The sequence below is a fragment of the Actinomyces sp. zg328 genome, assembly GCF_009829635.1.
Taxonomy (GTDB): Bacteria; Actinomycetota; Actinomycetes; order Actinomycetales; family Actinomycetaceae; genus Actinomyces; species Actinomyces marmotae.
Genome location: NZ_VWPE01000002.1, coordinates 119,931 through 143,376, shown reverse-complemented (window position 1 = coordinate 143,376; position 23,446 = coordinate 119,931). Strand labels below are relative to the sequence as shown.

Genomic DNA, 23,446 nt, shown 5'->3' with positions numbered 1-23,446 from the left:
GTCATGCGCCTTCCCGCGTCTCATAGGGCCGCGCGGCGCTGATGGCGGCGCTAGAGGTCGGTGCGGCACCGGCGGCGCCCAGGCGCCGCGCGCCGCGGATCGGCTCGGACTGGGCGCCGATGAGCCTGGCCCATCCCTCAGGGCTGGTGGCGCCGGTGATCTCCTCGTTCTGCCGGGCCTCCTCGGCCACGGCCGCCAGGAGACGGGCGGTGGACAGGCCTCCCGCCCCACCGGAGAGCTCGTCCTTGATGGCGGCGGTCTTGGCGCGGGCGACGATCTGGGCGAGCATCGCCCCGCTGACGAGGTCGCCGAGGTGGAGGGTCCGGGTGGCGCCGGAGGCGTAGGCGACCTCGAGGACCGCGGTGCCTGGCGCGCGGGCGTAGAGGGCGTCGACGGCGGCGGCGCGCATGGCCGCGGCGGTGGCCTCGCGGTCGCCGCCATGGGCGGCGAGCTCGGCCGGGTCGAAGGGGAGGCCGGCGGTGAGGTGGCGGGCGAGGATATCGAGGGCCTGGGCGGCATCGGGGCGGGCGACGCGGATCTTCACGTCGAGGCGGCCGGGGCGCAGGATCGCGGGGTCGATCATGTCCTCGCGGTTGGAGGCGCCGATGATGACGACGTTGCGCAGGGACTCCACGCCGTCGATCTCGGCCAGGACCTGCGGGACGATCATGGTCTCGACGTCGCTGGAGACCCCGGTGCCGCGGGTGCGGAAGAGGGCCTCCATCTCATCGAAGAAGATGACGACGGGCCGGTCCTCGGCGGCGGCCTTGCGGGCCTGCTCGAAGATGGCGCGGATCTGCCGCTCCGTCTCCCCGACGAACTTGCTGAGCAGCTCGGGGCCCTTGATGTTGAGGAAGGCGGCGGCGCGGCCCGTGGCGCGCTCGGGGCCGGCCCCGTCGCCGCCGAGGGAGGTGGCGACGGCCTTGGCGATGAGAGTCTTACCGCATCCCGGCGGTCCGTAGAGGAGGAGGCCCTTGGGGGCGCGCAGCCCATAGGCGCGGTAGAGGCCGGGATGGGTGAAGGGCAGTTCGATCGCGTCTCGGATCGCCTGGATCTGGGGGCCGAGGCCGCCGATGTCCTCCCAGGTGACGTCCGGCGTCTCGGCGACGACGAGCTGCTCAACGCCCGTGCGCTCGATGACCGCGGTGGCCACGTCCGCGCGCAGGTCGGCGGCCAGCGTGACGCCCGGGGCGAGGGCGCTGGCGTCCAGGGCGCCGCCGAGCCGCAGGACACGGGTCGCGCCAGAACCGGTGGTGACGAGGGCGCGGGTGTCATCGAGAACCTCGTCGAGGACGACGGCCTCGCCGGTGTCGGGCTCGGGCAGGGCGTCGACGACGAGCATGGCGTCGTTGACGGCGACGAGCTGGCCGACGCGCAGGGCCTCGGGGTCGAGGCCCGGGCGCAGGCCGAGGCTCATGGTGCGCCCGCCGAGGAGGACGAGGGCCTCGGGGGCGGGGCCGGCAGGAGCCTCGGCGCGGTCAGCGCTGTCCGGGCGGTCCGAACGGGTGTGGAGGCCGGTGAGGAGGGCGAGGGTGACGGGTGGGTGGGTGACGGCGTCGAGTTGGGCGCCGAGCTCGGCGATCCGCTCCCGGGCGGAGGTGAGGGCCCTGGTGAGGCGCTCGTTCTTCTCCGCCAGGGAGATGGCCTCGGCGCGGGCCTCGCGCAGTTGGTGGCTGGTGAAGGAGGGGGCGGGCATGCCCAGGTCGGCGGTGTCAGTCATCGAGGGGCTCCTGCGGGGCGTCGTCGCCCCCGGCGGTGGGGACGCCGGGGAGGACCGGGGTGGCGTCCTCGGGCTGCTTGGCGCGGCAGTCGCGCAGGACGCGGCGGACCTTCCGGTCGGTGCTCGTGCGCTCGCGCACGTCCTCGGGGATCCAGTGGCCGGCGTCGTCATAGGCGCCGCGAGCGGGTGGGCGCTTGCGCGTCAGCGGGGCGCTGCCGGGGGCTAGGCGCCGGGCGGCGAGGAGGAATCCGGTGTGGGCGACCATGCGGTGGTCGGGGCGCACGGACAGGCCGTCGACGTTCCAGGTGCGCACCATGGACTCCCAGGCCTCGGGCTCCGTGAAGAGCCGGCTGTGGCGCAGGGCCTCGACGGTGCGCGACATCTGGGTGGTGGTGGCGACGTAGGCGAGGAAGAGGCCGCCGGGGGCCAGGACGCGGGCGGAGGCCTCGATGTTCTCCCAGGGGGCGAGCATGTCCAGGACGACGCGGTCAATGGAGGCGTCCTCGACGCGGGCGGCGACCACGTCGTTGAAGTCTCCGGTGCGCAACTCCCAGGCGGGGTGATGGCCCCCGAACCAGGAATCGACGTTGGAGGCGGCGATGGCGGCGAAATCCTCGCGCCGCTCGATGGACATGAGGCTCCCGGCCTCCCCGATGGCGGACAGGAGGTTCATCGTCAGCGCCCCGGAGCCGACACCGGCCTCAAGAACGCGGGCGCCGGGGAAGATGTCACCCAGGGCGATGATCTGGCCGGAGTCCTTGGCGTAGACCACTTGGGCGCCGCGGGGCATCGACAGGACGTAGTCGGCGAGCAGCGGGCGCAGTAGGAGGAGCTCGTGGCCGGAGTCGGTGGTCAGGACGGTCCCCTCCTGCCTGCCGACGACCTCGCGGTGGTGGAAGGAGCCGCGCCCGGACTGGAAGTGGCCCTGGGGGTGGAGGTGGAAGGTGCTCTTGGAGCCCTTGACGTCGGTGACCTGGATGCGCTCGCCGTAGCGGAAGGGGCCGCGGCGCCCGGCCTGGCCCAGGACCTCCTGGGTGACGTGGCGCGGGGGGAGCCTCGGGGTGGCCTGCGGGTTCTGAGTGTCCTGCTCGCTCATCGGCCCCAGTCTATGCGCCGCCCCCTGCCAGCGAGGTTGGCGCGGTTTGAGGATTGCTTCTCCCCCAACCCCTCCCAGCGGCGGCCGGATCCGCGGAATCGCGCGCTCCTTGAATGATCAATCACCGCGTTTCAGCCGAGCAATCCTCAAACCTCGCCATTTCGCCCCGCGCGCCCTGTCATCCCGGGCAGGCGGCGCTGCGAGGGCGCGCGGCCCACGAGGAGGTAGGCGGCCCAGGCGCCGATGATCCCGGTGAGCATGACGGCGACCATGGGCACGGCGCTGGCGCCGCCCCCGGAGCTGGCCAGCGGCGCGGAGACCCCCATGGCGATCGCCTGCACCACGCCCATGAGGGCGCTGGCCGCCCCTGCCACGTGCCGCACTTCGCCGAGGGCGAGCGCGCCGGCGTTACCGAAGATGAGGCCCTGCGCCGCCATGGTGAGCACGAAGCCCGCGCATAGGGGCACGAGCGCCGTGCCCCAGACCAGCACGGCCAGGGTCACCAGCGCGATCCCGGCCCCGGAGATCCCGAGCCCGACGGCGATGAGCCGCCGGGGCCGGTAGCGCCCCACGAGCCGGGAGTTCGTCAGCGCCATGAGCATGTTGGCCCCGGCGGTGCAGCCGAAGAAGACGGAGTACTGCATGGCGGTGAGCCCCTTGATCTCCTGCAGCACAAAGGAGGAGGCCGAGATGTAGGCGAACATGGCGAAGCCGGAGAACGCGGAGGTGAGCATGTAGCCCATGAACCGCTCGTGGCGCACGAGCTCGGCGAATCCGGCGGCGAATCGGCGCGGCCCCCCGCTGCGGCGGTCAGACGCCGGAAGGGTCTCGGGGATGACGATCGCGGCCATGGTCACCATGAGCAGACCGAATCCAGCCAGGCACCAGAAGATCATCCGCCAGGTCGCCACGGACAGGACGGCGCTGCCCGTCACGGGCGCGAGCATGGGGGCCAGGCCACCCACGGCCATGAGGATGGACATGATGCGGGCGAGGCGGTCGCCGTGGGCGATGTCGACGAGGACGGCGCGCCCGACGACAGAGGCGATTCCCCCGCCGAGGCCCTGGAGGATCCGCCCGACCAGGAGGGTGCCGATGCCGGGCGCGAGGGCGCAGACGATGCCGCCGAGGGCGCAGATGAGCCCGCCGGTGATGATGGGGCGGCGCCGGCCGTAGCGGTCGGAGGCCGTGCCGCCCACGAGCTGCCCCGTGCCCATGCCGGCGAAGAAGGCGGTCAGGGTCAGCCCGACGGCGGTGGCTGAGGCATGGAAATCGGCGGCGACGTGCGGGAAGGCGGGCGAGTACATGTCCGTGGCGAAGGGCGGCACGGCGTTCTGGATGGCGAGGGCGATGATGAGGCCGGCAGTGATGGAGGCCTCGGGGCTGAGGGGTCGGTTCATGGGATTAGTCGGCTGTGGTCAGGGCTCTTCCGGTCAACGGGCGCCGGTGGGGACGGCGCCGATCATGCGTCCGCCGTCGATGACGATGAGCCAGCGGGAGACGGCGCGCGCCGCCTTGAGGGCGTCGACGGCCTCCTGGCCGGTCAGGGAGGTGGTGATGGCCGCGGCGGGCAGGACGGTGCAGGCCTGCTCGGCGGTGGCGCCCTCCCCCATGGCCCCCAGATCGGCCAGGCCGGCGGCGTCGATGGTGCCGAGGATTGTGGGGCCGTCGGTGATGAGGGCGAGGGCGGCGCCGTCGTCGAGCGCGGCGCCGACCCGGGCGAGCGGGGCGGCGGCGGGGAGCGTGACGATGGGGCGGGTGAGGGAGCGCAGGTCGAGGCGGGCGGCGGCGCGCTGGGCGCCTCCGAGGCCGAGCACGCGCCAACTGGTGGAACCGATGGTCCAGCCGACCATGGCGGCGAGGATGAGGCTGGTGGCGCTGGGGCGGCGGTGGTCGATGAGGAGGGGCTGGAGGAGGTAGAGCCAGGCGATCCCGGCAACGACGGCGAGCCCTCCCCAGGCGGCCGCCTTGAGCCCGGCGGCGCGGTTGCCGGTGGCCTGGGCGATGAGGGAGGCGAGGGCCTGGCCCCCGTCGAGGGGCAGGCCGGGCAGGGCGTTGAAGATGGCGAGGGCGAGGTTGAGCCAGGCGATGGCCCACAGGGCGACGTGGATAGCGGGGGTGGTGAGGGCGCCGGAGTCGAGGGCGCTGCGGCAGGCGATCCATAGGAGGGCGTTGGCGGCGGGGCCGGCGAGGGAGCAGGCCGCGTCGCGCCAGGGGGACCAGGCGCGCTGGGGCGGGCCGAAGCTGGTGCGCCCGCCCCACAGGAGGAGCTCGTAGCGGATGGGCGGGCGGCCCAGGGCGGCGCCGACCAGGCCGTGGGCGAGCTCGTGGAGGAGGATCGAGATGGCGGCGCCGATGACGGTGGCAGCCACGGTTCCCAGGACGACGACGGCGCCGAGATCCCCGAGGGCGCCGCTGACCAGGGGGTACCAGGAGGCGGCGATGACGAGTCCGAGGAGCAGGGAGGTGGGGGACACGACGACGGGCGCGCCGCCGACTCGTCCCAGGGTCATCTCCCCGTTGCGTGTGGCTGCGGGTGGCATGCGCCCGAGCCTACCGGGGCGGCCGGTCAGGTAGCGGCGCCCGGGGTCGGAGGGTGGCGCTCATCGCGGAGGCGACGCACCATCGCGAGATTCTCGGCGATTTGCTTGGTGAGCGGGTAGTTAGGGCCCAGCACCCTGAGGCTCTCCTCCAGGGTCTGCTCGAATATCGTGATGGCGTCCTCCAACCGCCCAGCGGACTGATAGGCGACCGCGAGGTTATTGCGCGAGGCCAGGGTGTCCGGGTTGTCAGCCCCCAGCACCCTGAGACGATCCTCCAGGGTCTGCTCATAGATGTCGATGGCGTCCTCCAACCGCCCAGCGGACTGATAGGCGACCGCGAGGTTATTGCGCGAGGCCAGGGTGTCCGGGTGGTCAGCCCCCAGCACCCTGAGACGATCCTCCAAGGTCTGCTCATAGATGTCGATAGCCTCACCCAACCGCCCAGCGGACCGATAGGCGTAGGCGAGGTTATTGCGCGAGGCCAGGGTGCCCGGGTGGTCAGCCCCCAGCACCCTGAGACGATCCTCCAAGGTCTGCTCATAGACGTCGATAGCCTCACCCAGCCGCCCAGCGGACTGATAGGCGACCGCGAGGTTATTGCGCGAGACCAGGGTGCCCGGGTGATCAGCCCCCAGCACCCTGAGGCTCTCCTCCAGGGTCTGCTCATAGACGTCGATAGCCTCACCCAGCCGTCCAGCGGACTGATAGGCGACCGCGAGGTTATTGCGCGAGACCAGGGTGCCCGGGTGATCAGCCCCCAGCACCGATGCGAGACCATCAACGATGTCCGCCAACGACACCGCGAAGGAATCGAGCCCTGCCTCATTCGCGCGCCGTTGAACCGAGAGGAGAACACTGGACAGCCCCTCAGTATTGACTCCAACGCGGTCCAGCCCAAGGGTCCCTAAAAATGAGAGACTCTCAATCACCGCGATAATCGAATCACGCTCCACTTCATGAGGATTATTGGGATCGGACTCGTTAAGCGCCTCCGCGAGGGCGGAGATGACCGCTTCAGCGATCACCTCTGATTCACCATCACGGCGCATATCCTCTCGAATCAGTCTCGACTGGAGGCGGTGCAGGGAAACGATACCCGCGCGGGCGCCATCATTCTCCGTCTCCGAGACAATGCCGCGCTTGCAGAGGAAGGCCAATGACTTCCTCGCCGCCAGAGAATGACCAGCATCAGCACGGTAGAGCCAGTCACGAGGAACACCGCCCTCCGGCATGATCGACAGCATCCCCAGCTGAAGACGCGCCAGACGGGCCTGCTCCTCATCCCGCTCGCCCAGCGCCTTCAGGGCGGTCTGATGACTCAGGCGCAAAGCCTGCCACACGGCGTGCGGGTAGTCCTCGCCATCCGAGCGATCCATCGCCTCCTCAAGTGGCACCTCTTCAAGAAGCTCCATGTACTCCAGCGGAGCGAACCTCTGTTCCCTCATCGTTGACGCCGCTTGGGACAACGCCAGAGGAAGATCGCCAAGGAGCTCGGCGAGCCCGTCGGCATGGGCATCAGCGATCCCGGGGATCCGCTCCCGCAAGAAGGCCAGGGACTGGCGCCGGCCGAAGACCTCCACAGGGATCGTCTCACCCAGTTCCCCGCCTCGGAGGTTCGTCGTCACGATGACCCGCATTCCGGGACCCGTCAACTTCAACTCCCGAAGGTCATCGGCACGCTCCAGGTTGTCGAACACGATGAGCCGATCCGCCGCCCCGCCCGAGTTGAGGCAGCCCACCATGAACCGAGCGCTCTTCCTGGGCGGATCCGATGGATCAACGAGTCTGAGTTGGTTCGCCAGTTCGGCGAGCCCCGTCTCCACGCCGCTGGGCAGCCCTCTGTCTGGGGCGCCGGCGGGAGCCGCGTTGACCCAGGCCACGAGACTCCAACCCGCCTCCCGGCATTCGCGCGCGTACTGCGCCGCGATCTGGGACTTACCAACCCCTTTCATGCCGCGCAGCACCAAGCGAGCCACCCCCTCACCATGAGCGAACGCCTCACGCAGACGATGATACTCATCGCGCACAATATATCCCGGGGCCGGATCAGGAATAGCCCCGAAACGCACGGGCCCATCACTGAAAGGATTCGGCCGGCCCATCCCGCTTCCAAGCCGATCGATCTTCCCGGAGATCTCCTGCTGACCCAGCAGCACAGCCTCAAAGTTATGCTCGGTGCGCGACGCCGTCGCGTTGATCTCATCGAGCGCATCCATGACATACCGAGCGCGCGCCTTATCGAATGACGGCGACAACGGCGCGATCGTCGCGAACTCCTCGGCCACGATCCCGATGAGGGAATCGAATGCGGGCTCAGCAGCGGCAGGAAGATCAGCCCTCTGAGCCCGCCCCTGCCTCTTCAGGAACTCGGCGAGCCCTTCCGGGCGCCGCACCGCCTCCAGCAGCGCCTCATCCGATTCCAGCGCCTTCGTGAGGACCGCCTCCACGGCGACCGCCACGCCATCGAGCTCAGCGCGCCTCTCCCGCGGAAGCCGTTCCGCCTCTTCTTCCAGGCGCTTCTCAATCCTTTTGGCGATCCGCCCCTCTGCGCCCTCGTCATGAGCGGCATCGCCGAGCCGGTCAGCGGCCTGCCGACCATCATTGCTCAGCGCGGCCGCGCCGGCCAACGTGGGGTTGAGGCACAGATCCACGGTGCGCAGGAGCACCGAGACAACACTGGAGGCCACGCCACCCAGAGATAACGCATCCATGGCCGCATCCTAGTTCTCACCAGGCCACGGACTCTTACGGACATACGGGCCAGGGGCGCCCTCCGCACCGCTGCCCAGAGGCCCTCACCGTCTTCCCACGCGCGCCCTCCCCCTCCCGTCACCCGGATTCATGTCGGAGCCCCGGGGTACGGTGCCACCATGACAGCAGATGCGGCACCCGCAGTGCCCTCATCCCCCGGGCGGCCCGCCGCCCCGGCTACCACCCGGCCGCGGGCCACGGGCCCAGGCGCCGGCCGCTCCGCGCGCAGGGGGCCGCGCCGGGCGGCGCTCTCCCCATCGCGCGCCAAGGACTTCCTCCAGTGCCCCCTGCTGTTCCGCCTGCGCGCCGTGGACGGCCTGGCCGAGCCCGGCTCCCTCGCCACCCACAAGGGCACGCTCGTCCACGCGATCCTTGAGCGCCTCTACGACCTGCCCGCGCGCGAGCGCGCCCCGGAGGCCGCCCTCGCCATGCTGCCCGAGCAGTGGGAGGCTCACCGCGCCAAGAGCCCTGAGGTCATGGGGCTCTTCGAGGAGCCCGCGCAGATCGAGGCCTGGCTCGGCCAGGCGCGAGACCTCATCACCTCCTACTTCCGCATGGAGAACCCTCAGCGCCTCGCCCCCGCCGAGCGCGAGCTCTTCGTGGAGACCGAGGTCGCCGACGGCCTGCTCATCCGCGGATTCGTCGACCGCCTCGACATCGCCCCCGACGGCGCCATGCGCGTCGTCGATTACAAGACCGGCAAGTCCCCCTCCCCCAGATTCCAGGAGGAGGCGCTGTTCCAGATGCGCTTCTACGGGCTCGTCCTGTGGCGCCTGCGCGGGCGGGCCCCCGCCCGCCTCCAACTCCTCTACCTTAAGGACGGCCGCACCCTCACCCATGACCCGCGCCTGCCCGAGCTCGAGGCCACCGAGACGCGCCTGGCCCGCATCTGGGACGACATCGAGGACTGCGCCCACGCCGGCGCCTTCACCCCCAAGCGCGGCCCCCTGTGCGGCTGGTGCGCCTTCCAGTCCCGCTGCCCCCTCTTCGGCGGCGAGACTCCCCCACTGCCGGACGACGGCGTCGCCCGCCTTCTCACCGCCCGCGCCAGCGTCGCCTCGGCAGGCGCCCGCTGACGCGCCCGGCCTGCTCGGCGCGAGTCGCCATGCGGACACCGCTTGCCACAGCGGGACTCGCCCCGATAACGTCCGGCCACGTCGCCGCACCTCGCGGCGCCACGACTGAACGGACGATCGCATGAGCACGGACCACGCACGCCGCAACCGCACCGCCCTCGGCGGGGTTGCCATGTGTATGCGCTGCCTGGTCCAGGCGATCTGAGGGCAGCGCTCCGCGACCAGCACCCAGCGAGCCCCCTCACCGGCCACGGCGCGATAACCGCGCCGGCCTCCCCGGACCAGGCGCACCACTCACCCGACACCCCGGGTGACGGCACCGCGCCCCCCTCGCGGCCGCCGAACGCGCGACGCGTCACCACCGCCGCTCCCAGCGCCTCAGCGCCACGGCGCCGCGCGCCCCGTCACCCGGGCCCTCCCAACAACCGGGCGCCGCACCCGCGCCCCACCCCAGGAAGGACCCCCATGATCATCACCGGACTGATCACCGGAGCCACCCTCGGCTTCATCCTCCAACGCGGCCGCTTCTGCATCACCGGCGCGTTCCGGGACCTCTGGGTCTCACGATCCTCCTTCTGGCTCACCGCCTTCCTCATCGCCATCGCCGTCCAGGCCGTCGGCGTCCTCGCACTCACCCTCACCGGCACCATCGCCCCGGAGGCGCCCCAGCTCTCCGTGGTCGCCACCGCCGTCGGCTCCCTCCTCTTCGGAGTCGGCATCGTGCTGGCGGGAGGCTGCGCCACCGGCACCTACTACCGCGCCGGCGAGGGCCTCGTCGGATCCTGGTTCGCCCTCATCGCCTACGCGCTATCCGCCGCCGCGGCCAAGACCGGCATCCTCGCCGGCCCCACCCGCTGGGTGAAGGGCCTGTGGACCACCGAGCTCACCACCATCCCGGCCGCGCTGCACCTGCCCCAGTGGGTGGGAGTGGCGGCCCTCGCCGTCGGAGTCGCCCTCCTGGCCCGCAGGCAGCTGCGCCTCACCGCTGCGCGCGGCCCCCAGCCCACCCTGCCCGCCCGCCGCACCGGCCTGGCCCACCTGCTCCTGGAGAAGCGCTGGAACCCCCTGGCCACCGGGGCGATCGTCGGGATCGTCGCGGCCGCCGCCTGGCCCCTGTCCTGGGCGGCCGGCCGCGAGGACGGCCTGGGCATCACGACGCCGTCGGCCAACCTCATCGGCGTCATCGTCACCGGGGACACCGGCCGCTTCGACTGGGGCGTCCTGCTCGTGCTGGGCATCCTCCTGGGCTCCTTCATCGCCGCGAAGGCCTCCGGCGAGTTCCGCGTGCGCGTCCCCGACGCCACCATCATCATCCGCTCCATCCTGGGCGGCCTCCTCATGGGCGTGGGCGCCGCCTGGGCCGGCGGCTGCTCCATCGGCAACGCCCTCGTGCAGACCTCCCTGCTGTCCTGGCAGGGCTGGATCGCGCTGGTCTTCCAGGTCCTCGGGGTCGGAGCCGCCGCCTGGGCGCTGCTCATCCGCCCCCGCCAGAAGCGGCGCGCCGCCCGCGCCGCCCGCGCCAAGGCGGCTGGCGCCGCTGAGCCCTCCCCCGCCCGCGAGGCCGCGCCCGCCCACGCCTAACCCGCGGGGGCGACGGCGCGCCCCCATCCCCCTTCACACCGATACCTTCACGCTGAAAGGACGCCATCATGCGCACGATCCTCGAGACCAACGGCCAGGTCTGCCCCTTCCCCGTCATGGAGGCGGAGGAGGCCATGGAGGACCTCGACGCCGGCGACGAGCTCGTCATCGCCTTCGACTGCACCCAGGGAACAGAAACCCTGCCCGCCTGGGCCGCGAAGAACGGCTACACCGTCACCGAGTTCGAGACCGTCGGCCCCGCCTCCTGGACCATGACGGTTCGCAAGTAGCGGGGCCGCCACCCCGCCCCGGTGCGCGCGGCACGAGGATTCGGGGTCGGGGCGGGTACCTTTGGCAGCATGGAGTACAGGAGACTGGGCCGCACCGGCCTGCGCGTGTCCGCCGTCGGCCTCGGCACGATGACCTGGGGCCGGGACACCGACGAGGTCGAGGCCAAGGACCAGCTCGGGATCTTCCTCGACGCCGGCGGCACCCTCCTGGACACCGCCGCCACCTACACCGAGGGCCTGGCCGAGCGCACCATCGGCACCCTCCTGCGCGACTACGTCAACCGCCAGGACCTCATCATCGTGTCCAAGGCGGGGGTGCGCACCTGGCGCACGGGCGATGGCCCGGCCACCGCCGATGCCTCGCGCGGCACGCTCCTGGACAGCCTCGACGCGACCCTGGAGACCCTGGGCACGGACCATCTCGACCTGTGGCTCGTCCAGGTCCCCGACCCCGCCACCCCCCTGGAGGAGACGGCCGACGCCCTGCGTCGCGCCGTCGCCTCCGGTCGGGCCCGCTACGTGGGGGTCTCCAACCATCCCGCGTGGGCGAGCGCGCGCGTCGCCAGCCTGCTCGCCGAGGGCCCTGACGCGCCCGGGATGGCCGCCGTCGAGGTGGAGCACTCCCTGCTCAACCGGGGCATCGAGCGGGAGGTCATCCCCGCCGCCGAGGCCATGGGCTTCGGCGTCATCGGTTACGCGCCACTGGGTCGGGGGGTCCTCAGCGGCAAGTACCGGGCCACGATCCCCGCGGACTCGCGGGCCGCCTCCCCGCACCTGCGCTCCTACGCCTCGGCGTACCTGGGCAGCGAGCACCGGGGCATCGTGGAGTCGGTAGCCACGGCCGCCGCGGGCCTGGACCGCAAGCCCGTCGAGGTGGCGCTCGCCTGGGCCCGCGATGCCGAGGGCATCGCCTCCACGATCGTGGGAGCCCGCACCCCGGCGCAACTCCAAGGAGCGCTCTCAGCGCAGGACCTCGATCTGCCCACGCAGATCCGCCACGCCCTCGGCGAGGTCAGCGCCCAGAGGATCGGCTACCCCGAGAGATTCTGACCGATCAGGCCGCCCCGACGGGGCCCGGCAGATCAGTCCTCATCGTCGTAGTCGACGTCATCGTCCTCATCATCGTCATAGTCGACGTCGTCATCCTCATCATCGTCGTCATCGATGTCGATGATGTCGTCGTCATCGTCGTAGGTGTCGAAGGGGAGCTCGATGCCGTAGGCGGTGAACAGGACGTCGTCGTAGGTGATGAAGGCGTCCTGGAGGGCGTTCTCAGCGGCGACCACTGCCGGCGAGTTCTCATCACCCGTCGCGGCGGCGTCGAGGTGGGCCTCGAAGGCGGCGATGAGTCGGTTGAGCGCGGACCGCGGGTCGTTCGTCATGGCGCCAGCCTACCGGCATCCCCCGGCGGCGCGCACCACATCAGCGTCCTGGCCCCGCGTGAGGGGGCCAGGACGCCCGCGGCCGCGCCCGGGCGGGGACGAGGTCAACCGGCCAGGCCGAGCTGCTCGCGCAGATTCTCCGTGAACAGGTCCTCGCCCTTGATGCGATTGGTGAACTCGGGGCCCTCGACCACGCTCACCCCGTCCTTGAGCACCTGGGAGGCGCCGCCGACCGGCCCCAGCGGGAGCACGACGAGATCGGACTGGGGAGCGTAGGAGGCCGACGGCTCGCGGCCCGCCATGATGTCCTGGATGTTCTGGGCGACGACGGCAGCGTGGTCACGAGCGTGCTGGGCGCGGTTGGACTCGCGGACGTCGGCGATGTCCCCGATGGCCCACACGCCCGGGTGATCGATGACCCGGAGCTTGTCATCCACGCGGATCGTGCCGTCATAGCGGCGGATCTCGTCGTAGTCCTCGCCGAGGAAGCCCGTAGCGGCGGAGGCCCCGTAGGCGCGGAACCAGATGTCGGCCTCGATGGTGCGCCCACCGGTGGTGGTCACGCGGAAGGGGGCGAGGCCGCCGATGTCGATCGGGGGCAGGTAGGCCAGGGTGTCCCCGGTGATGATCTCAACGCCGCGCTCGGCGAGCTGGGCGGCGATCGAGTCGCGCAACTCGGCCTTGTAGTCGCCCTGCGGCAGGATGGTGGGGCCGGCCTCGACGATGGTCACGCGCAGGTCCGGGAAGGCGGAGGTGATCTCGCCGGCGAACTCCAGGCCGACGGCGCCCGCGCCCAGGATGAGGGCGCGCTTGGCGGAGCCCAGGGAGACTCGCACGCGCTCGATGCGGGCCTTGGCGATCGCCGCCGTGGACTCCAGGTGCTTGGCGGGGAACGGGTAGTTGGTGCCCGTGGCGAGCACGAGGTGGTCGGCCTGGATATCGCCCTCGCCGGAGACCTGGACGGTGGTGCCTTTGACCGCCATGGCGGTGCCGCGCACCACGCGGCCGTTGGTCAGGAGCCTGTCGTAGGGCAGGAAGATCTTCTCCGACCACTCCGCATCCACCGCCGCGCGCAGGGAGGCGGCGTGGTGGACGAAGGCGTCCTTCTGCTCGACCAGGGTGACCTCGGCGATGCCGTCGAGCGCCTTGGCCAGGGTGATGCCGCCGTAGCCTCCGCCGACGATGGTGACACGTGCCATGGGGGTCCTCTCACGGGGGCCGGGCGCGGGTCCGTCCTCGGACCGGGCCGACCGATTCTGCTGTGGGCCGGGCCAGGCTATCCCGATCCTGGCGCGCTTCCCAATACCGGCCGCCCCCGCACGGCGAGTCCCGGGCCCTTACCGCTGCCCGTGGGCCCGGTCGATCCCGCGCGGCTCGCGCAGCACTCGGGCCACATCCGGCGGAAAGTAGCCCGGGCCCTTGAGGACCTTGCCGTCCTCACGGTAGATCGGGCGCCCGTCCTCGCCCAGCTTGGACATGTTGGAGCGCTGCACCTCGGCCAGCACGGCGGCCAGGTCGATGCCGGTCTCCAGGGCCATCCCATAGATGACGTAGACGAGGTCCGCCAGAGCGTCCGCCGTCTCGACGAGGTCCCGGGAGCCGTCGTCGGCCGCGCGCGCCCGGGCACAGGCGGCCTCGATCTCAGCCCTGGCGGCCCGGCCGTAAACGGCGCCGGTCAGCTCGGCGAACTCCTCGGCGATCAGGCTCATCCGCATGTCCAGGCTCTCGCGGTCCAGGCTCGGCCCATCGTCGCGGATGGGCAGCCCGTAGACGCGGTGGAACCGCCGCACGAGCGCCTCAGGGTCGTCGCCCTCGCGCTCGCCGACGCCGTCATGAGCGACGAGCGGGGCCTGAGCGGGCACCGCCGGCCCGTCCCAGGGGGCCACGGGGCGCCGGGGCTCCCCGGCCAGGAGCGTGGCCGTCCACTCGTCGAGGCGGCGCCCATCGCGCACGAGGGCCGCGCGCCGCAGCCCCTCGCGGGTGAAGCCGAGGGACCAGGCGATCCGCCACGACGGCCAGTTGGGCACGCCGTCCTCGATCCAGCAGCTCCAGGACACGGCGGGAAGGGCCAGGGCGCCGGGATCGAGGGCGGCATCGACGACGGCGCCCGCCGCCCGAGTGGCCACCCCCCTGCCGCGGGCCTCGGGCGCCACCCAGAAGCCGAGATCGCCCCTGCCGGAGGAGTCGAGGCGCAGCCCGATCATCCCCACGAGCCTCCCGTCCGCGCCATCCCCACCCGCGCCGCGCCGCTCGCGAATGGCCCAGGTGAGCTCGCTCCCCGTCTCCCAGCCGGGGGCGACAACGTCGGCGAGGTAGCGCCTGGCGTCGTCGAGGGAATAGGGCGAGGGGGCGAGCGTCCAGCGGTGGATCTCGGGGTCCTGGCAGATCTCGTGGACCCGCTCGGCGTCGTCCATCGTAGGCGCGGACAGGAGGAGGCCCGGGCGGCCCGCCTCGGCTGGGACGGTGATCTCGAAGGGCTGCATGCCCCGATCCTAATCAGGCGGCCCGCCGCCCCCTGGCCGGAACGGCAGCCGCGGAGCCCGGCACGGGGGCGACCGCCCTGCGCGGCGCGGATCGAGGTCTACGTCAAGGGCGATACGAATCCGTTACGATGTGCGGCGGTTCTGGCGATGAGCCAACATCATCGCAGGCCGTAAGTCCTTGTCTTTCACCAACAGGAGTCATCTTGTCCGTTTCCCATGGGAGCATCCAGCCTCCTCAGGTTCCCTATGCCCAGCCCGGCGACCCCATGGGCGCCCCCGCTCCTGGGGCGCCCCAGACGCCCATGCTCCCCGCTGAGCTCGCCGCCCTCCCCGGGGCCTCCTTCGGCGAGGCCCTGCGCCGCTTCTTCCGCCGCTACGCCCAGTTCCGGGGAACCGCCTCGGTCTCGGAGCTGGTGTGGCCCTTGCTGTTCCGCCTCCTGGTCTCCGTCGGCCTGCTGACGATCGCCGTCGTCTCGCTCAGGGTCGGCGAGATCCCCGCCAAGACGGTCTATGACAAGCCCGATGTGGCCGATTGGGCGGTCGCCATCGCGACCCCCTGCCTCATCGCCATTGCGATCTTCAACCTGGCTCTCATCATCCCCTCCATCGCGGTCCAGGTCCGCCGCCTCCACGACGTCGGCAAGTCCGGCGGATGGTGGTTCATCAGTTTCGTGCCCATCGCCGGGCCGATCTGGCTGCTCGTCCTGCTGTTGTCGTCATCGAGGCCGGAGTTGTTCCGGCCCAAGTGGGCCTGAGCCCCGTCCGGGAGCAACCGGAAGCAAAACAACCGGGAGCAGAAAATGAGGGCGGGCCCCAGGATCACTCCTGGGGCCCGCCCTCGCCGTGTCCGAGGGGGGACTTGAACCCCCACGCCCGTTTAATAAGGCACTAGCACCTCAAGCTAGCGCGTCTACCAATTCCGCCACTCGGACCTATTCAGTTGCGCCGCCCGCTCGGGCATCCCGCGCCGGCAACGCAGAGAAAGTTACCCAGGAGGAGCGCTCGCGCGCAAATCACCCCGCGGTGCTTCATCTCACAGCGCCGCGGCGCCCGGGCTCACCCCGCTCCTCACAGGCTCTCGACGGCGATCCTGGCCCCCATGGCCATGGTCTCCCCCGGCCCGAGCAGGGCCGCGGAACGGCCCAGCCGGGCGGTCTCGACGCACACCATCGTCGGGAACTCCTCCTCGGCCATATCCGCCAGCGCGGCGGCGCCACTGCTCCACGGGTTCCAGATGACGGTCTGTTCCGACCCCGTGGGCGAGACCCGCGCGCGGCGGCCGAGCGCCGGGTCGAAGACCATCGTCGGCGCGCCGGACTCGTAGATCCTGTCCACGGGGCCGCGCACGCCCAGGGGGCCGGCCTGCACCGAGGTGGCGCCCCCGGCCACCTTGTCCACGTACTCGCGCCCCTCCAGCCCGACGATCCGCACGGCGGTCACGTCGCCGACCCGCAGGTAGGTGTGCAGCGCCGCCTCCACGCTCCGGGGCGCCGGACCCCGGTTGCTGATCGACAGGGACAGCCCCAGCTCCTCCCCCACGCTGATCTCGTAGAGGAGGCTCAGCCCATCATGCTTCAGGGCCATGAGGACCCGCACGGCGCCGTCGGGCCGGCTCTCGACGCAGCGCGGCTCCCATTCCATGATCCGGGCCCATCCGTGGGAGGGCCTCCGCACGCCGTCGGGCCCGGAGGCGAACCAGGGGAGGCACAGGGGCACGCCGCCCCGGATGGCGGTCCGCCCGTCGAAGACGGCCTGGCGGGAGGTGAACAGGACCTCACCGCCACCCCGGGGGATCCAGGAGGTCAGGTGCGCTCCATGGAGGTAGATCTCGGCGGCCCCCGAGGGCGCGTCGATGAGCAGGCGGGGCTGGCCGCCCCTGCCCGGGGTCAGGGCCGCGACGCGCGGCAGGCGGAATGGCGGTCGGGAACCGGCACGGCGTGAGGGACTCATGGTTCCACGCTAGTAGGCTGGCCGGGAACCGTCAGTGAGAGCGAGACGCGAGGATCATGACGAGTCCCCGAGACCCAGCGCCCCACGGCGCGCCAGACGCCCCCGACGACGCCGCGGGCGCCCCCGGCGCCACCACCATCCCCGGCGCGGCGGGCACCACGGCGCCGATGACCGCGCAGCCCCACGATCCCGCCGATCACGGGCGCGCGCCGGCCGGCGGGGCCGCGCGAGAGGAGGGGGCCCAGGGGGCGGTGGGCGCCGAGAGGACCGCCGCCGCGGATCCGGCCACCCCGCCCACCGTCGTCGTGGCCTCCAGGCCCACCGTCCTGGACGCCCTGCCCCATTGGCTCGTGCGCGGTGGGATCGCGGCCTGGCTGGGGCTGGGGCTCCTCATCATCATCAGCCTCGTCTTCTTCGCGACCTTCAAACTCGTCCCGGTGGTCGTCGGGCTGTTCATCGCCCTCGTGTTCACCACCCTCCTACAGCCCCTCGTGACCTTCTTCGCCCGCGTCATGCCCCGCTACGCGGCAACCTTCCTCGCGCTCGGGGTGGCCATCGGCGTCGTCGCCGGCCTCATGTTCTACGTCATCACCTCGGTGACGGACCAGTGGGGCAGCCTCGCCGACCAGTTCAACACCGGCATCGACACGATCGTCAACTTCCTCGAGCACGGCCCCCTGCCCCTGCACCTGACCGAGGACCAGATCTTCGCCCAGGTGCACAGCCTCGTCGTCAAGGGCCAGGAGTACCTGCGCACCAACGCGCCGACCCTCGTCTCCGAGGCCCTGGCCAACGCGGGCGCCGTCGTCGACGTTTTCGCTGTGCTCGCCCTGGCCCTGTTCTGCACGATCTTCTTCCTGGCCTCCGGGGGCCGCATGTGGCGCTGGTTCCTCAACGAGTTGCCCGCCCACCTGCGCGAGCCCGTCCACCGCGCGGCCGGCGCCGGCTGGTACACCTTCGCCGGCTACGCCCGGGGCACCGTGCTCGTGGCCGCCACCGACGGCATCATGGCGGGGATCTTCCTGCAGCTCATCGGGATCCCCCTGGCCGCCCCCCTGGGCGTGCTCGTGTTCATCGGCGCCTTCATCCCGCTGCTCGGCGCGCCGGTGGCCATGGTCGTGGCCATGATCGTGGCCCTGGCCTCCAAGGGCTTCCTCACGATGATCATCGTGTGCCTCGGCGTGGCGGGCATCGGCCAGATCGAGGGGCACATCCTCCAGCCCCTCATCATGGGCAAGCAGGTCTCACTGCACCCGGTGGTCGTCATCATCGGCGTGGCGGTGGGCACCTACTCCGCGGGCCTGCTCGGCGCGGTCATCGCCGTCCCCCTCATCAGCGTCGCCTGGTCGGTCTACTCCGAGCTCCACGTCAAGGACGCGCCGGTCATTGGGGAACTGCCCGCCTACTCAGAGATCCGCGCGAAGCCCTGAGGGCGCCCGAGCCCCGCCCATCCCGATCGCCCTCGGGCCCTGGATGCAGGCCCGGTTCAGGCCCAGTCGCGGCTCGACGGCGCCACAATCCCGCCCAGGGCCTCCAGTCGCTCGGCGATGAGGGCCACCGCGCCGTCGTCGGCCTCCACCATCCCGCGCGCCACGAGAGCGCCGGCCCGCCGGCCGATCCCCCGGTAGCGGCGCCACATGCCCGCGGAGCACACGACGTTGAGCAAACCGGTCTCATCCTCCAGGTTGAGGAAGACCATCCCCGACGCCGTGTGGGGGCGCTGCCGGTGGGTGACGACCCCCGCCACCCGCGCCCGCTGGCCCGCCCGGTGCGCCACCTCGGCGATCGTGAGGATACCGTCGGCCGCCAGCGCGGGGCGCGCGAGGGCCATCGGGGAGCGCGAGGAGGACACCCCCGTGAGCCGGATATCGGCGACGGCCTCCTCCGCGGGGGTCATCGGGGTCAGCTCCGGTGCGCTCGCGCCGACGGCGGTGCCCGGCAGCGGCGGCTGGGACCAGGCCCCGCCCGGGGAGGAGGCGCGGCTCCGCCCCATCTCCCCGGAGACCGCCCCCGCCGCCCAGAGGGCCTCGCGCCGATCCACTCCGAGTGAGTGCAGCGCCCCGGCAGCGGCCAGGGACTCCAGCCTCGCCGTCGTCAGCCGCACGCGTCGGGCCAGGTCCGCCAGGTCCGCGAAAGGCCCGTTCTCGGCGCGCTCGGCGACGATCCGCTCAGCGGCTCCGCCCAGGCCTTTGACGCCGCCCAGCCCGAGGCGCACGGCCAGGTCCGGGTGGACGTCAAGGGGCGCCAGGGCGTGCGGGGAGGGCGTGAGGGGCTCCCAGTCGGGGCCCGGCGACGCGGGGCGCTGCTCCACCCCGGCCTCGACCGCCGAGGCATTGACGTCGGCGGGCAGGACGCGCACCCCGTGGCGGCGGGCGTCGGCCACGAGCGTGGCGGGCGACCAGAAGCCCATGGGCTGGGCGCCCAGGACGCCGGCGTAGAAGTCCTCGGGCCGGCGGGCCTTGAGCCAGGCGGAAGCGTAGACGAGGTAGGCGAAGGAGAAGGCGTGGGACTCGGGGAAGCCGAAGTCCGCGAAGCCCCTGAGCTGGGCGAAGACCGATTCGGCGTCGGCCCGGGCCACCCCGCGCCGCGTCATGCCGTCCACGAGCCGGGCGCGCAGGGCCTCCATGCGCTCGGCCGAGCGCTTGGCGCCCATGGCCTGGCGCAGGGCGTCGGCCTCGGCGGGGGTGAAGCCGGCGGCGTCGATGGCGATCCGCATGAGCTGCTCCTGGAACAGGGGCACGCCCAGGGTCTTGGCCAGGGCAGGCTTGAGGGAGTCGTGAAGGTAGGTGATGGGCTCTCGGCCGAGCCGGCGCCGGAGGTAGGGGCTCACGGCGTTGCCCTGGATGGGGCCGGGGCGGATGAGGGCGACCTCGACGACGATGTCGTAGAAGGTCTCGGGGCGCAGCCTCGGCAGGGTGGCCATCTGCGCGCGCGACTCAACCTGGAAGACGCCCACGGTGTCCGCGGCGCGCAGGAGCCGGTAGACCGCCGGGTCCTCCTCGGGCAGGGTGTGCAGGTCCCAGGGGCGGCCGACCTTCGCCGCGCGCAGCTCTCCCCCGGGCGCGAGCTCGGGCACGGTCTCCCCACGGGCGGCCAGGCTGGTGAAGGCCAGGCGCAGCGCGGTGAGCATCCCCAAGCCAAGCAGGTCGAACTTGACCAGCCCGGCGTCGGCGCAGTCGTCCTTGTCCCACTGCAGGACGGTGCGCCCCTCCATGGCGGCCCAGCGCACGGGGCAGACCTCGGTGATGGGGCGGTCGGCCAGGACCATGCCGCCGGAATGGACGCCCAGGTGGCGGGGCAGGCGCAGGAGGGACTCGGCGACGTCGAGGACCTGGTCGGGAATGCCGTCACCGCCTCCCGGGGCGCCGTCGCCCGCACCTCCCCCACCGCCCGGCGCGCCCTCGGCCAGGTCCGCGCGCACGGTGGCCCAGCGGTCCATGAGGCCCGCCCACCGGTCCTGGAGCCCACTGGGGTGGCCCAGGGCCCGGGCAGCGTCGCGCACGGCCGAGCGCGGCCGGTAGGAGATGACGTTGGCGACCTGGGCGGCGCGCTCGCGCCCGTAGCGGGCGTAGACGTGCTGGATGACCTCCTCGCGGCGGCAGGCCTCGATATCCAGGTCGATATCCGGGTACCCCCTGCGCCCCGGGGACAGGAAGCGCTCGAAGAGCATCCGGTGGCGCACGGCGTCCACGGCCGTGATGCCCAGGGCGTAGCAGACGGCCGAGTTGGCGGCGCTGCCGCGCCCCTGGCACAGGATGCCGGCCTCAGCGCAGAAGTCGACGATGGAGCGCACGATGAGGAAGTAGCCGGGGAAGCCGAGGGACTCGATGACGTCGAGCTCGTGGGCCAGGGTCCTCCAAGCCTCGGGCTCCTCACGGGGGGAGCCGTAGCGCTCCAGGGCGCCGCGCCGGGTGAGCTCGCGGAGCCAGGTGGCTGGGGTGTGTCCCTCGGGGACGGGTGGGATGGGCAGGTCGGGGACGACGAGGGCGAGGTCGAAGGCCAGGTCCGCCCCGATATCCGCCGCGGCGTCGACGGCGGCCGGATCACGGCGGTGCAGGCGCGCCATCTGATCGGGGCCGCGCAGGTGGCGGCCGACGGCGGGCAGGTGTCCGCGCGCGGAGTCCAGGTCGGTGGCCAGGCGGGTGGCGATGAGCACATCGGCCAGGTGGGAATCGGCCGGGCGGGCGCAGCGCGCGGCGCCGGTGGCCACGAGCGGCAGGCGGTGGGCGAGGGCCAGGGAGCCCAGGGCCTCGGTCAGCGGCGCGTCGGTGAAGGACCCGTCGAGCGCGAGCTCCACGGCGACGCCGTCAGGCCCGAGGAGATCGACGAGCCGCCCCAGGGCCGCGTCAGCCGCCGCCAGGCTCCACTCGGCGGGGCGGCGCGGGTCCCCCAGGGCCCGGCGCAGGGGGCCGTTGGCGGTGCCGGTCAGGGCCAGGATCCCCCCGCCCTCCAGGGCCACGGCGAGGTCCTGGAGGCGATGGGCCGGCTCCTCGCGCCGCCCGGCGGCGAGGTTGTGATGGGAGATGGCGGCGGCCAGGCGCCGGTACCCGCGGGGGTCGCGGGCGAGGATCGGCAGGCGGGAGGCGTCATCGAGGGTGAGCTCGGCGCCGTGGATGGTGGGGACTCCGTGGGCCCGCCCGGCCTGGGCGTGCTTGACGATGCCGGGCATGCCGTCGTGATCGGTCAGGGCCAGGGCCTCCAGGCCGAGCTCGGCGGCCGCGGCGTGGAGCTCGGCGGGCTCGTTTGCGCCGTCGAGGAAGGAGTAGGCCGAGTGGGCGTGGAGCTCGGCGTAGCGGTGCGCGGACGGCATGGGCGGCCCCCTCCCGAGCAGCGGATTCGAACACGTGTACAGAATAGCGCGCCCGAGTCGGGACGGCGCTCGGGCGCCCCTGAGGCAGCCACGTGAGACAATCCCCGTCGTTCACCCGCGGGGTAGTTACTGTGCCCGCATTCCTCATGTCGGCGACTCATCCCTGAGCGCCGCGCCACCTCGATCCAGGATCCAGCATGACCGATTCCCAGCCCGCGGGCGCCGCAGCCCCTGACGGAGAGCGGGGCGAGCCCCAGGAGCTGCGCCGCAGCCTGCTCAGCCGCCACCTCACCATGATCTCGATCGGTGGTGCGATCGGCACCGGCCTGTTCGTCGCCTCCGGCGCCACCATCTCCCAGGCGGGCCCCGGCGGCGCGCTCGTGGCCTACGCCGCCGTCGGCATCATGGTGTGGCTCATCATGCAGTCCCTGGGCGAGATGGCCGCCTACCTACCGGTGGCCGGCTCCTTCGGCGAGTACGGGACGCGCTTCGTCTCCCGCTCCTTCGGCTTCGCGATCGGCTGGAACTACTGGTTCAACTGGGCGATCACCGTGGCCGCCGAGCTCGTGGCGGCGGCGCTGGTGATGAAGTACTGGCTGCCCGACGTCCCCTCCCTGGTCTGGTCAGCCCTCTTCCTCGCCATCCTGTTCACCATTAACGCCCTGAGCGCCCGCGCCTACGGGGAGTCCGAGTTCCTCTTCGCCTCGATCAAGGTGGTCGCCGTCGTCGCCTTCCTCATCCTCGGCACGGCGATGATCGCCGGGATCCTGGGCGGCCCCAGCCCGGGCACGGCGAACTGGACCACGGGCGAGGCGCCCTTCGTGGGCGGCGGCAAGGGGATCCTCCTCGTCCTCCTCGTGGCCGGCTACTCCTTCCAGGGCACCGAGCTCATCGGGACGGCCGCGGGCGAGGCGGAGAACCCCGAGCGCACCATCCCCCGCGCCATCCGCACGATCTTCTGGCGCATCCTGCTGTTCTACGTCGGGGCGATCGCCGTCATCGGCTTCCTCATCCCCTACACCGACCCCAATCTGCTCGACTCCTCGGAGTCCAATATCTCGGTGTCCCCCTTCACGCTCGTCTTCGAGCGGGCGGGCATCCTGGGGGCCGCCTCGGTCATCAACGCGATTATCCTCACCTCCGTGCTCTCAGCGGGCACCTCCGGCCTGTACTCCTCCACCCGGATGCTCTTCGCGCTGGCCGAGCGCGGGCACGCCCCGCGCTTCCTCACGCGCCTGTCCTCCCACCAGGTGCCGATGAACGCACTCGTGGCCACGACCCTCGTGGGCCTGGCGGGCTTCATCACCTCCCTCGTCGGCGACGGCGCCGCCTACGAGTTCCTGCTCACCCTGTCCGCCCTGGCGGGCTTCATCACCTGGGCGGGCATCTCCTGGTGCCACTGGCGCTTCCGCATGGCCCTCAAGGCGCAGGGCCGCCCGCTGACCGACCTGCCCTACCGGGCCCGGTTCTTCCCCGCGGGCGCCATCGTGGCCCTGCTGGCCTGCATCGCCATCATCATCGGGCAGGCCTACGGGCCGATCACCAGTGGGGACTCCCTGGGAAAGATCCTCATGCCCTACATCGGCATCCCGGTATTCCTGGCCCTGTGGTGGGGCCACAAGATCGTCACCCACGCCCCCACCGTGGACCCCGCGCAGGCGGACCTGGGCCGGGAGTAGCGGGGCAGCGGCGCCCCGCGCGACACCGAGCAGCCCGCCGGGACGGCGAGCGTCCCGTGGGCTCCCACGGCGTCCGCGCAGCGCG

At 72.1% G+C, this 23,446-nt stretch carries 17 protein-coding genes and 1 tRNA gene; 7 read left to right on the top strand and 11 right to left on the bottom strand.

Annotation, left to right across the window (positions count from 1 at the left end; translation table 11 throughout):
* Position 1 precedes the first annotated feature (1 nt).
* From arc to GVV75_RS01905, 5 genes are all read right to left on the bottom strand, one after another.
* A complete protein-coding gene (arc, locus tag GVV75_RS01925) occupies positions 2-1,720 on the bottom strand; it encodes a proteasome ATPase (RefSeq protein WP_159716755.1) in 1,719 nt (572 codons plus the stop codon).
* Positions 1,713-2,816, bottom strand: a complete 1,104-nt coding sequence (locus GVV75_RS01920) for a tRNA (adenine-N1)-methyltransferase (RefSeq protein ID WP_159625402.1) — start codon at positions 2,814-2,816, stop codon at positions 1,713-1,715. Before GVV75_RS01920 ends, arc begins: the two co-directional genes overlap by 8 nt.
* 146 nt (positions 2,817-2,962) lie before the next feature.
* A complete protein-coding gene (locus GVV75_RS01915; RefSeq protein ID WP_159716753.1) occupies positions 2,963-4,216 on the bottom strand; it encodes a multidrug effflux MFS transporter in 1,254 nt (417 codons plus the stop codon).
* 33 nt (positions 4,217-4,249) lie between these two features.
* The gene (locus GVV75_RS01910; protein ID WP_235925141.1) at positions 4,250-5,359 is read right to left on the bottom strand and encodes a site-2 protease family protein; all 1,110 of its coding nucleotides are present in this window, start codon (positions 5,357-5,359) and stop codon (positions 4,250-4,252) included.
* A 26-nt stretch (positions 5,360-5,385) separates the two neighbouring features.
* Positions 5,386-8,070: a tetratricopeptide repeat protein gene (locus GVV75_RS01905; RefSeq protein WP_159813256.1), complete on the bottom strand. Its 2,685-nt coding sequence runs from the start codon at positions 8,068-8,070 to the stop codon at positions 5,386-5,388.
* A gap of 159 nt (positions 8,071-8,229) precedes the next feature.
* On the opposite strand from GVV75_RS01905, the gene GVV75_RS01900 reads away from it, so the two are divergent.
* The 4 genes from GVV75_RS01900 to GVV75_RS01885 all read left to right on the top strand — a co-directional run bounded on the left by GVV75_RS01900 (position 8,230) and on the right by GVV75_RS01885 (position 12,107).
* Complete coding sequence (locus GVV75_RS01900; protein ID WP_159625406.1) at positions 8,230-9,186, top strand: RecB family exonuclease; 957 nt, start codon at positions 8,230-8,232, stop codon at positions 9,184-9,186.
* Positions 9,187-9,651: 465 nt separating this feature from the next.
* Positions 9,652-10,767 (top strand): YeeE/YedE family protein, encoded by a 1,116-nt coding sequence (locus GVV75_RS01895; protein ID WP_159625408.1) that lies wholly within the window; start codon positions 9,652-9,654, stop codon positions 10,765-10,767.
* 68 nt (positions 10,768-10,835) lie between these two features.
* Positions 10,836-11,057 carry a sulfurtransferase TusA family protein gene (locus GVV75_RS01890; RefSeq protein ID WP_159523060.1) on the top strand — a complete coding sequence of 74 codons (222 nt, stop codon included), beginning with the start codon at positions 10,836-10,838 and terminating at the stop codon, positions 11,055-11,057.
* Positions 11,058-11,126: 69 nt separating this feature from the next.
* A complete protein-coding gene (locus tag GVV75_RS01885; protein WP_159716749.1) occupies positions 11,127-12,107 on the top strand; it encodes an aldo/keto reductase in 981 nt (326 codons plus the stop codon).
* A 32-nt stretch (positions 12,108-12,139) separates the two neighbouring features.
* Here the strand turns inward: GVV75_RS01885 and GVV75_RS01880 are convergent, their stop codons facing one another.
* The 3 genes from GVV75_RS01880 to GVV75_RS01870 all read right to left on the bottom strand — a co-directional run bounded on the left by GVV75_RS01880 (position 12,140) and on the right by GVV75_RS01870 (position 14,922).
* A complete protein-coding gene (locus GVV75_RS01880) occupies positions 12,140-12,439 on the bottom strand; it encodes a DNA primase (RefSeq protein ID WP_159523064.1) in 300 nt (99 codons plus the stop codon).
* 104 nt (positions 12,440-12,543) lie between these two features.
* Positions 12,544-13,638: an NAD(P)/FAD-dependent oxidoreductase gene (locus GVV75_RS01875; protein WP_159716747.1), complete on the bottom strand. Its 1,095-nt coding sequence runs from the start codon at positions 13,636-13,638 to the stop codon at positions 12,544-12,546.
* 138 nt (positions 13,639-13,776) lie between these two features.
* Positions 13,777-14,922 (bottom strand): GNAT family N-acetyltransferase, encoded by a 1,146-nt coding sequence (locus GVV75_RS01870; RefSeq protein ID WP_159716745.1) that lies wholly within the window; start codon positions 14,920-14,922, stop codon positions 13,777-13,779.
* Between the two features lie 203 nt (positions 14,923-15,125).
* On the opposite strand from GVV75_RS01870, the gene GVV75_RS01865 reads away from it, so the two are divergent.
* Positions 15,126-15,677: a DUF805 domain-containing protein gene (locus tag GVV75_RS01865; protein WP_159716743.1), complete on the top strand. Its 552-nt coding sequence runs from the start codon at positions 15,126-15,128 to the stop codon at positions 15,675-15,677.
* 89 nt (positions 15,678-15,766) lie between these two features.
* On the opposite strand, the gene GVV75_RS01860 is transcribed toward GVV75_RS01865, so the two are convergent.
* Positions 15,767-15,854: transfer RNA gene (locus tag GVV75_RS01860), tRNA-Leu, on the bottom strand.
* Positions 15,855-15,990: 136 nt separating this feature from the next.
* Positions 15,991-16,872: a D-hexose-6-phosphate mutarotase gene (locus GVV75_RS01855; RefSeq protein WP_159813255.1), complete on the bottom strand. Its 882-nt coding sequence runs from the start codon at positions 16,870-16,872 to the stop codon at positions 15,991-15,993.
* Between the two features lie 56 nt (positions 16,873-16,928).
* On the opposite strand from GVV75_RS01855, the gene GVV75_RS01850 reads away from it, so the two are divergent.
* Positions 16,929-18,302, top strand: a complete 1,374-nt coding sequence (locus GVV75_RS01850) for an AI-2E family transporter (RefSeq protein WP_159716739.1) — start codon at positions 16,929-16,931, stop codon at positions 18,300-18,302.
* Positions 18,303-18,358: 56 nt separating this feature from the next.
* Here GVV75_RS01850 and GVV75_RS01845 read toward each other — a convergent pair whose 3' ends face one another.
* Positions 18,359-21,682 (bottom strand): error-prone DNA polymerase, encoded by a 3,324-nt coding sequence (locus GVV75_RS01845; RefSeq protein WP_159716737.1) that lies wholly within the window; start codon positions 21,680-21,682, stop codon positions 18,359-18,361.
* Positions 21,683-21,879: 197 nt separating this feature from the next.
* Between GVV75_RS01845 and GVV75_RS01840 the strand changes: the two genes are divergently transcribed.
* On the top strand, positions 21,880-23,361 hold the full coding sequence (locus GVV75_RS01840) for an amino acid permease (RefSeq protein WP_159813254.1): 1,482 nt from the start codon (positions 21,880-21,882) through the stop codon (positions 23,359-23,361).
* Positions 23,362-23,446 lie beyond the last annotated feature (85 nt).

Bases quoted from the DNA above. Each gene is read 5' to 3' on its own strand.
- arc (WP_159716755.1), bottom strand. From the start codon at position 1,720: ATGACTGACACCGCCGACCTGGGCATGCCCGCCCCCTCCTTCACCAGC.
- GVV75_RS01920 (WP_159625402.1), bottom strand. From the start codon at position 2,816: ATGAGCGAGCAGGACACTCAGAACCCGCAGGCCACCCCGAGGCTCCCC.
- GVV75_RS01915 (WP_159716753.1), bottom strand. From the start codon at position 4,216: ATGAACCGACCCCTCAGCCCCGAGGCCTCCATCACTGCCGGCCTCATC.
- GVV75_RS01910 (WP_235925141.1), bottom strand. From the start codon at position 5,359: ATGCCACCCGCAGCCACACGCAACGGGGAGATGACCCTGGGACGAGTC.
- GVV75_RS01905 (WP_159813256.1), bottom strand. From the start codon at position 8,070: ATGGATGCGTTATCTCTGGGTGGCGTGGCCTCCAGTGTTGTCTCGGTG.
- GVV75_RS01900 (WP_159625406.1), top strand. From the start codon at position 8,230: ATGACAGCAGATGCGGCACCCGCAGTGCCCTCATCCCCCGGGCGGCCC.
- GVV75_RS01895 (WP_159625408.1), top strand. From the start codon at position 9,652: ATGATCATCACCGGACTGATCACCGGAGCCACCCTCGGCTTCATCCTC.
- GVV75_RS01890 (WP_159523060.1), top strand. From the start codon at position 10,836: ATGCGCACGATCCTCGAGACCAACGGCCAGGTCTGCCCCTTCCCCGTC.
- GVV75_RS01885 (WP_159716749.1), top strand. From the start codon at position 11,127: ATGGAGTACAGGAGACTGGGCCGCACCGGCCTGCGCGTGTCCGCCGTC.
- GVV75_RS01880 (WP_159523064.1), bottom strand. From the start codon at position 12,439: ATGACGAACGACCCGCGGTCCGCGCTCAACCGACTCATCGCCGCCTTC.
- GVV75_RS01875 (WP_159716747.1), bottom strand. From the start codon at position 13,638: ATGGCACGTGTCACCATCGTCGGCGGAGGCTACGGCGGCATCACCCTG.
- GVV75_RS01870 (WP_159716745.1), bottom strand. From the start codon at position 14,922: ATGCAGCCCTTCGAGATCACCGTCCCAGCCGAGGCGGGCCGCCCGGGC.
- GVV75_RS01855 (WP_159813255.1), bottom strand. From the start codon at position 16,872: ATGAGTCCCTCACGCCGTGCCGGTTCCCGACCGCCATTCCGCCTGCCG.
- GVV75_RS01850 (WP_159716739.1), top strand. From the start codon at position 16,929: ATGACGAGTCCCCGAGACCCAGCGCCCCACGGCGCGCCAGACGCCCCC.
- GVV75_RS01845 (WP_159716737.1), bottom strand. From the start codon at position 21,682: ATGCCGTCCGCGCACCGCTACGCCGAGCTCCACGCCCACTCGGCCTAC.
- GVV75_RS01840 (WP_159813254.1), top strand. From the start codon at position 21,880: ATGACCGATTCCCAGCCCGCGGGCGCCGCAGCCCCTGACGGAGAGCGG.